Annotated in this window: 8 protein-coding genes and 2 pseudogenes; 4 read left to right on the forward strand and 6 right to left on the reverse strand. The window is 46.6% G+C overall.

The genetic code is table 11. From position 1 onward, the window contains the following. Positions 1-655: 655 nt before the first annotated feature. A complete protein-coding gene (locus tag MZO40_RS16405) occupies positions 656-2,560 on the forward strand; it encodes a heavy metal translocating P-type ATPase (RefSeq protein ID WP_252133445.1) in 1,905 nt (634 codons plus the stop codon). A gap of 149 nt (positions 2,561-2,709) precedes the next feature. Here MZO40_RS16405 and MZO40_RS16410 read toward each other — a convergent pair. Together MZO40_RS16410 and MZO40_RS16415 are read right to left on the reverse strand one after the other, a co-directional pair. Beyond that, positions 2,710-3,462: pseudogene (locus tag MZO40_RS16410) on the reverse strand (MIP/aquaporin family protein). Between the two features lie 453 nt (positions 3,463-3,915). Beyond that, positions 3,916-4,254: a PbsX family transcriptional regulator gene (locus MZO40_RS16415; protein ID WP_096641391.1), complete on the reverse strand. Its 339-nt coding sequence runs from the start codon at positions 4,252-4,254 to the stop codon at positions 3,916-3,918. Positions 4,255-4,466: 212 nt separating this feature from the next. On the opposite strand from MZO40_RS16415, the gene MZO40_RS16420 reads away from it, so the two are divergent. Further along, on the forward strand, positions 4,467-4,787 hold the full coding sequence (locus MZO40_RS16420; RefSeq protein ID WP_005691113.1) for a co-chaperone YbbN: 321 nt from the start codon (positions 4,467-4,469) through the stop codon (positions 4,785-4,787). Positions 4,788-4,804: 17 nt separating this feature from the next. Beyond that, positions 4,805-5,074: a metal-sensitive transcriptional regulator gene (locus MZO40_RS16425; protein WP_046811166.1), complete on the forward strand. Its 270-nt coding sequence runs from the start codon at positions 4,805-4,807 to the stop codon at positions 5,072-5,074. A 212-nt stretch (positions 5,075-5,286) separates the two neighbouring features. Here MZO40_RS16425 and MZO40_RS16430 read toward each other — a convergent pair whose 3' ends face one another. From MZO40_RS16430 to MZO40_RS16440, 3 genes are all read right to left on the reverse strand, one after another. After that, the gene (locus MZO40_RS16430) at positions 5,287-5,490 is read right to left on the reverse strand and encodes a hypothetical protein (RefSeq protein WP_005691111.1); all 204 of its coding nucleotides are present in this window, start codon (positions 5,488-5,490) and stop codon (positions 5,287-5,289) included. Between the two features lie 126 nt (positions 5,491-5,616). Next, the gene (locus MZO40_RS16435) at positions 5,617-6,168 is read right to left on the reverse strand and encodes a DNA starvation/stationary phase protection protein (RefSeq protein WP_005691109.1); all 552 of its coding nucleotides are present in this window, start codon (positions 6,166-6,168) and stop codon (positions 5,617-5,619) included. 12 nt (positions 6,169-6,180) lie between these two features. Further along, entirely contained in the window at positions 6,181-6,399 is a 219-nt protein-coding gene (locus MZO40_RS16440; RefSeq protein ID WP_252133446.1) for a heavy-metal-associated domain-containing protein, read from the reverse strand. 203 nt (positions 6,400-6,602) lie between these two features. On the opposite strand from MZO40_RS16440, the gene MZO40_RS16445 reads away from it, so the two are divergent. Then, positions 6,603-7,268, forward strand: coding sequence for a Crp/Fnr family transcriptional regulator (locus MZO40_RS16445; RefSeq protein ID WP_252133447.1), 666 nt, complete (start codon positions 6,603-6,605; stop codon positions 7,266-7,268). A gap of 292 nt (positions 7,269-7,560) precedes the next feature. Here MZO40_RS16445 and MZO40_RS16450 read toward each other — a convergent pair. Next, positions 7,561-7,773 (reverse strand): annotated as a pseudogene (locus tag MZO40_RS16450) (IS5/IS1182 family transposase); the annotation flags it as partial.

Below are 7,773 nucleotides of genomic sequence, written 5' to 3' on the forward strand. Positions count from 1 at the left end.
ATAGGTTATACTAGACAAAAGATCAGCTCCTAAAAGATGGGTTTGTGGTAAACACCATTTTAAAGGAAGCTGATCTTTTTTGTCCGAACAGCGTTCGGATTAATTTTACAATCTACCCCATACTGAAGGTTCGTCAAATTAAAAACGATATGCCATATAAATTATCAGAAACCAGTCTTACAGTTCCATATCAAAGTGACTGTTTACTAATAACCAACGACTATTTCATCAAAGGCTGAGTACTCCATGTCCGCCTTTCGAATAGGATCCCGGCTGGAAGGTATTCTGGGCAAGGCCCAGTGGTGATATTCCACTTAGCAAGTGTTGTGTGCTTGGTTAGTGGAAGACCAGTATTTAAGACGTGGTTTATCGGCTTAAATCTGTGTCCACCACGTCCTGGCCATTGCACAGAATGCCTGGAAGCCAGTGTAGGACGTCGCCACAACAGCAGGTTTACGCAAACTCGCACTATTTCCAGCGGTCCTAAGCTGGCTGATTTTAAACTTAAGACTCCTCATTAACGCAAGAAAACACCAAGCACAACGGTAAATCTGATTTATTTTGATAAATTGACCAAAACTTGATGGCTATCAAGTTGCCATCAAGAATCAGCGGCTATACTAGGGTCATCAAATCAAATAAGGAGTTGCAAATTATGAAAATTCAGGGGTTTCTAACTAAACATACGAATCAAATCACATTAATCACTGGTATTCTGATCGTCCTCGGCATGCTCAGCAAATACTTGTTCCAATTCACACTGGGCTACCAAGTCATTCTGGCTGTCGCATCCGTGATTGCGGTTATTCCGATTGCGGTTCGGGCTTGGAGCGCGCTGCGCAACAAGGTCTTCAGTATTGAACTGTTAGTCAGCATTGCCGTTATCGGGGCCTTCATCATTGGCGAATTCAATGAATCAGCCATCGTGACGTTCCTATTCTTGTTCGGGTCCTACCTCGAAAGCAAAACGTTACAAAAGACGCGGACGGCCATCAAAGGTTTGATTGACATGTCACCGACGACCGCGACCCTCGTAACCGCTGATGGTACGGAAGAAGTCGACGTCGATGATGTTGACGAAGGCGATGTTGTCTTAGTCAAGACGGGGAGCCAAGTCCCTGTCGACGGGGTCGTCGTTGAAGGTAATGGTTACCTCAACGAAGCTTCTATCACCGGTGAAGCCCGTCAGATCAACAAACAACTCAATGATTCCGTTTATTCTGGTACGATGGTCGAAAACGGCTATCTTAAAATCAAAGCGACTCAAGTGGGTGATGACACGACGTTTGCTAAAATCATCGAACTCGTCGAAGAAGCCCAAGACACGAAGTCCAAAGCTGAAAAGTTCATCGATCGCTTTGCTCAATATTATACGCCTGCCGTTCTCGTTTTAGCAGTCTTAGTCTTCGCCTTCTCACGTGACTTCCGATTAGCGATCACCGTCTTAGTTCTAGGATGCCCAGGGGCCCTCGTTATCGGTGCACCCGTCTCAAACGTTGCCGGAATCGGTAATGGTGCCAAACGTGGCATCTTAATCAAGGGTGGCGAAGTCGTCGATACCTTTGCCAAAGTCGATACGTTGGTCTTCGATAAAACGGGGACTTTGACGGAAGGTAATACTGCCGTTACCACGATGCACACTTACACGACTAACGCCGACAATCAACTCGCTTTAGCCGCTGCCATCGAAGGTGTTTCTGACCATCCACTCGGTCAAGCTATCGTGACCTACGCAGCCCAAAAGTCCGCTGGTGTCGCACCCGTCCTCGATGATACTGAAACCGTCAAAGGCCAAGGCATCTGCGCTAAAGTCGGTGACCAAACCGTCGTCATTGGGAACCGAAAGATGTTAACCGCGCATCAAATCGAACTTAACCCAGCTCAACTCAAAGACCTGAACGATTTACAAGCCGGTGGTCAATCCACAGTCATCATGGCCGTTGATGGCCAAGTTCAACTGATCTTCGGGATTGCCGATACCATCCGCCCAGGTGTCAAGGATTCACTCGCCGCACTCAAAGCTCAGGGTATCAAGAAATTAGTCATGTTGACTGGTGACAATCAGTTAACCGCCCAAGCAGTCGCAGATGAACTGAACTTAGACGAAGTTCACGCCAACTTATTGCCAGAAGAAAAGGTCGAATACGTTAAAAAGCTCAAAGCTGATGGGAACACAGTCGCCTTTATCGGTGATGGAATCAATGACAGTCCGTCCATCGCTAACGCGGATATCGGTATTGCCATGGGTAGCGGGACCGATGTCGCTATCGACACCTCCGACGTTGTCCTGATGCAATCCAGCTTCCCAGCACTGGTCCACGCCCATGGCCTCGCTAAGAAGACGGTGCTCAACACGCGGGAAAACATCTTCATCGCCATCGCGACGGTAGCCTTCCTCCTGATTGGCTTAGTCTTCGGTTACATTTACATGGCCAGTGGGATGTTCGTCCACGAAGCCAGCATCCTAGTCGTTATTTTCAACGCGATGCGCCTGATTAACTTCCAGACCAAGTTCGACAAACAACAACCTGCCAAAACGATCCAAGCCGCAACGGCCTAACCACGCTACGGATATCCACCCCCAGCCCATAAAAAATGGCACCCAGACTAGTCTTCCCCAACTAGTCTGGGTGCCATTTTTTGACTAACAATAACTAAAATGATAACGCCATAATAATTTCATAAGTACGCTAGGTTGATTAATTGCAATTATAAACTAAAAAAGATCTTGTAAAGCCAAATCCCAATCACGGCGCCAACAATTGGTGCCACGACCGGAACCCAGCTGTATTCCCAATGTGAAGACCCCTTATTGGGAACCGGTAATAGTGCGTGAACGAGCCGCGGCCCTAAATCCCGGGCAGGGTTCAGAGCTGGCCCAGTCGGCCCACCTGGCGAGATGACCATTGCCGCAATCAGTAATCCAACCCCGATATTGGCAATATCGATATTTTGATGGAAGAACATCCCGCGATACAGTCCCATCGCCCCAAAAATTAGGACGGCGGTCCCGACCATTTCGGTAATGAACCCGTTCAGCTGACTGTGAGCGGCGTCACTAGTGGCAAACGTCCCTAATACTGCGCCAGCATCAGTCGTTTGTCGGTAGTGTGGTCAGTATAGTGCGAGAATCAAGCATTGTCCTACGATGGCACCGAGAAATTGCCAGATTAAGTACTGCGCAACGTGTGACCAGGGGAAGAGACCAACCGTTGCTTGACCAATCGTAATCGCAGGGTTCAAGTGGTTTCCAGAGATTGACCCGAACATCATTGCTGGCAGCATAACCCCCAGCCCGTACCCCGACGCCACCAGTAACCAACCCCCGTTGGCGAGTCCTGGATCGTCGTTTCCGGTCGTGTTCTTTAGGAATGCATTAGCGACAGCACCGTTGCCTAGTAGCACTAGGATCAGGGTGCCAAAGAATTCTGCAGCGTAGCGTGCTTCCCATGAACCTGTCATCTTGTATCCTCCTCGTATGGTACCGAGCATCTATGATACTTTGAAGGATAGCATATAAAGCCATTTATGTAAGCGCTTCATTTTACTGTGATAAGTCATTTCTAATCATCTGAGCCGGCCTCCTACTTATACCCCCGCGCGTATTAAAGCTGAGCTAGCGACGTTTAGCAAGCACGATATCAGAATTCAAACTGGCGAATCAGATTCTCACCCTGGTTCATAATTGACGAAACTCAATAATTGCAGGACTTAAATTACCACCAGTGTCGCTATCCACCACTTGACTTCAGACAGACTTGCGTACTGGAGTTCAGTCATTAAAGCTAACTTTCAGTTGCTGAACATCTAGAACTTGGCATGCAAAAAAGTCCCTTATGGCAGGTCAGCTGACAACCATAAAGGAATCATAACAAGCGGAAATCGGCGCAAGCAAACCACACCCCCTTATCCGTATTATTGGCTAGGCCACGTATTGGTCGTTCCTAGCATGCTGAACTCGCCCCACCCCTTCTGAGAATGCGTCACTTCATTGATTGCTGTTAGCACTTTGTTTTCGTCGGTGGTGAAGTGTAACTTATCGACAAACACCTGACTGGCAATCTGGTCATAGACAACGCGGGCTTGGCGTTCAGGCGTCTGTTGATTATGTTTGACTTTACTGATACCAGTCTCAAGAATATTTAGCACATACTGGTAACGCTCGGGCGTAGCATGTTGCTGCAGTGAAAGCTGTAACCGAGTAAATAAGTCTAAAACTTGGTTTTTAGCATGGTCCGACTTCGTGTTAGTCACAAAATTCCCTCCTGACATTAAGGTTAAAAAAGCCTTTTCCCCGTGGTCATCGTAAGGCTTCCCCACATAACTGTCAAACCCAGGAAAACGTTTGTACGTCAGCCATTTGAAAGTTAACTTGATAAATTGGTCATTTGGACAAAAAAGTTGCATCTGTATACCTATGGGGGTATATTAGTAATTGTTAATAATGCACATCTGGAGGGGTTAACATGATTAAAGAAATTCATGATCAAGATTTTGCCAAAGAAACGGATACTGGGATTGCCGTCGTTGATTTCCGCGCTGACTGGTGCCCGCCATGTCGTATGATGGACCCAATTTTGAAGTCATTGTCCGAAGATGCCAACTACAAAGACAAGGTCAACTTCGTCTCATTGAATGTCGACAACGACAAAGAAATTGCGAGCCAATTCCAAGTTCAAGGGATCCCAACCTTCCTAATCAAGAAGGATGGCCAAGTCGTTAGTCATCTCGTGGGCGCGCGGCCAAAGCCGGCCTTTGAAGCCGAACTTCAAAAAGCACTCGATTAAGTCGATAGGAGGTCTCCATGGCAACGACCGAAGAATATGTCACCAGTAAACAAATTCAGACCCGTTTGAAGCGCTCCGCTGGTCAACTGGACGGCGTCTTGCGGATGATGGATGAGGGCCGCCCTTGCGACGACGTTCTCGTTCAACTTTCCGCGGTCAAGTCCAGCATCGACAAGGCAATGAAGCTGGTCATTGCCCGCAACATCAATAATTGCGTCGACAATATGACAAGTGCCGATGTTCAGAACCTCGAGCATTCATTAGACTTGTTGTTAAAAACGAAATAACATTCAATCGATTCTAAAAAACGTGCGTGACTGCAGCATCAAGTTCATTTGATTGCTGCAATCACGCACGTTTAATATTAATCACTCGTTGTGTTCATCATTATTTAAGGTCAACTACGGCCAGACCAGGACGCGGATAAGCTGACCAATTAATCCGCCAACTCAACTACTAACAGCGCTGGTTATTTTCCAATTGGCGCCAGCTAACGCCACTAATCCTTCCAGTCGCCCTTTTTCCAATCATCATGGTTCCAATCATCTTTTTTCCAGTCATCCTCGTCATCACTGTGGGACTGCTCGGTATCCTTGGGCGCTCGTTTTGCTCGTTTCAACAGTACTGTCGTTGAAACAACCGTTACGAACCCAGTCGCGATAATAAAGACAAACGTCCACATGATAATATCACTAATCGACATCTTGGGGTCCCTCCCTTAATTAATGTCGCTAGTATAGCGCAGCCTAGTCACAATAGCAAAAGTGCCCGGAATCGCCTGCCCACACAATGGCGATCCCGAGCACTTAGTTTGAACTGACCTGACTAATTAGTCATCATCTTCGTCTTCTTCATCTAGTCCGGTACGTGCCTCGTTGCCCAAGTAGGCTTGCAGTTCCCGGATGTTGCGATTATTGCTACCGCGGTAAGCGACTAACCATGCGGCTAATGCTGGCCGGGTCTCTTTTTCAGCTAACTTGATAGCCCGGTCAACGAATAGGTTTTCCGTATCAAAATCCTTGATTGTTGCGGCCACGAGTTCATCAGCAGATTGATACTTGAAAGCCCCGTTTTCTTCCAACATTGAATACTTGGTTAATTCAGCCGTTGTGGAAGATGGCTTTTGGTTTTCATCTAAGAGTAAGTCACCGAGTTCAGCAAACTGACGGACATTTTGGTCGATCAGTTGTTGATATTCCGTCCGCAATGCCAATGATTGCGGGCCTTTGACGTACCATTTGACCTGACTTAACTTAACATATGCGACCATTAGATTCGACAGGATGTGATTCGTCATCGCACCGGCAGTCGGGACGTGGTGGTCAATATCACTTTGTTTTAATTCAGCGGCGTATTGTTCATCGATTGTTAATTCACTCATGAATGCGTCCTCCTATTTAACCTTAACGTTTTCTACTTCATAGCCCAAACCAGTCACGACTTGTGTCAAATCATCGGCCGACGTTACTTCTGGATCAAAGTTGACCTTGACCTTGCTAGCATTGAATAACACTTTGACATTTTCAACACCCTCGTGGTTCGACACAGCCTTTTCAATCTTGGTCATGCATGATGGGCAGGTCAACGTTCCTAATTGCATAATAGTTTTCATTTCAATTACCTCCGTATCAACTCATTTGATGGTTCTATCATAACCGGATTTTATTGATAAGAACTTGACCGCCGTCAAGAAATAATAAAAAGTTTTCAGTTACAATAAAATTGTTAAAAATCAAGCCATAGATGAAACGCGAACGCCTACGCCATAGCAGAAATCTGGTATAGTAAAGATGAATCTAATTAGGGGGTGTTCTCATGGCAGAGCATGAATGCGTTCAGTTAGTGCCGATTTTCAAGGAACTCGCTGATGAACAGTTAGATACAATTGAAACGATCGTTCAGCAGCATCACTTTCCAGCCGGCAGCACCATGTTCAGCGCTGACGACCCACTCGATTCGTTGATGATTCTCGCCAACGGCCAAGTCAAAGTCTATCAATTAGCCGCAAATGGCCGGGAACAGTTACTGTACTTATTACAAACTGGTGATATTGATGGCGAAGCTGCCTTATTCGAGAACCAACGCCGCACGTCCTTTGGCGAAGCGTTGGTTCCAACCGATGTCTGCAGCATCCGCCGCGCCGACTTTCAAGCGTTGATGCAACAATATCCTAGCATCAGCATCAACGTCTTAAACGTCTTCGGCAGACGGCTCACCCAGCTGGAACGCCAAACGACGAGCACGGCGACCGAGTCCGTCGAAGCGCGCCTAGCCAACTACCTTACGGAAACGGCGGCTGCACTCAAGACGGACGCGTTTAAATTACCATTAAAGAAGAAGGACTTAGCGACCTTCTTGGGAACCACCCCTGAAAGCATTAGCCGCAAGCTTGCGTTATTTGAACGCCAAGGCCTGATTACCCAAAAGACTGGCAAAATCATCCAAATCAACGATGCAGACCAACTCTTATTAACTGAATAAGATAATCAAACCAACCGGATGGCGATTCACCATATGCGTGAGCGCTCATCCGGTTGGTTTGTTTACCCGCCTATTTTTGCGCTGATCGCGCCCGTAATACTGTCCCATTCGAATATAAGGAGCCAAATTAATGCGACTGCCGTAACTGAAGCGCGCCGTTTGGCCACTAAATCCGCCCGGTTTAATTTTGCTGACAGCTCTCACTGTCCAAAATCATTTTAATTTTCAGCGGTTCTCGACGATACTACTTGGATTAATCTAAGGTATAATTAAACTAGGGTTCGTCTGAAAACTACTTAAGTAAGATGCAAATTGAGGCAATGTAGACCGTAGCCAGATAAACATGAGCGAGCTTATCATAACGCGTTGCAATCCTACGAAAGTTCTCCAACTGATTGAAGAAGTTCTCAATCAAATGGCGCTCACAATAAACGTGGTAATCACAGGTCCACTTGTCTTTGGTATTTTCCTTTGGCGGAATGGTATAGACGCCTGCTTTATCTTC

It is taken from the genome of Lactiplantibacillus sp. B652, from assembly GCF_023806745.1.
Classification (GTDB): Bacteria; Bacillota; Bacilli; order Lactobacillales; family Lactobacillaceae; genus Lactiplantibacillus; species Lactiplantibacillus pentosus.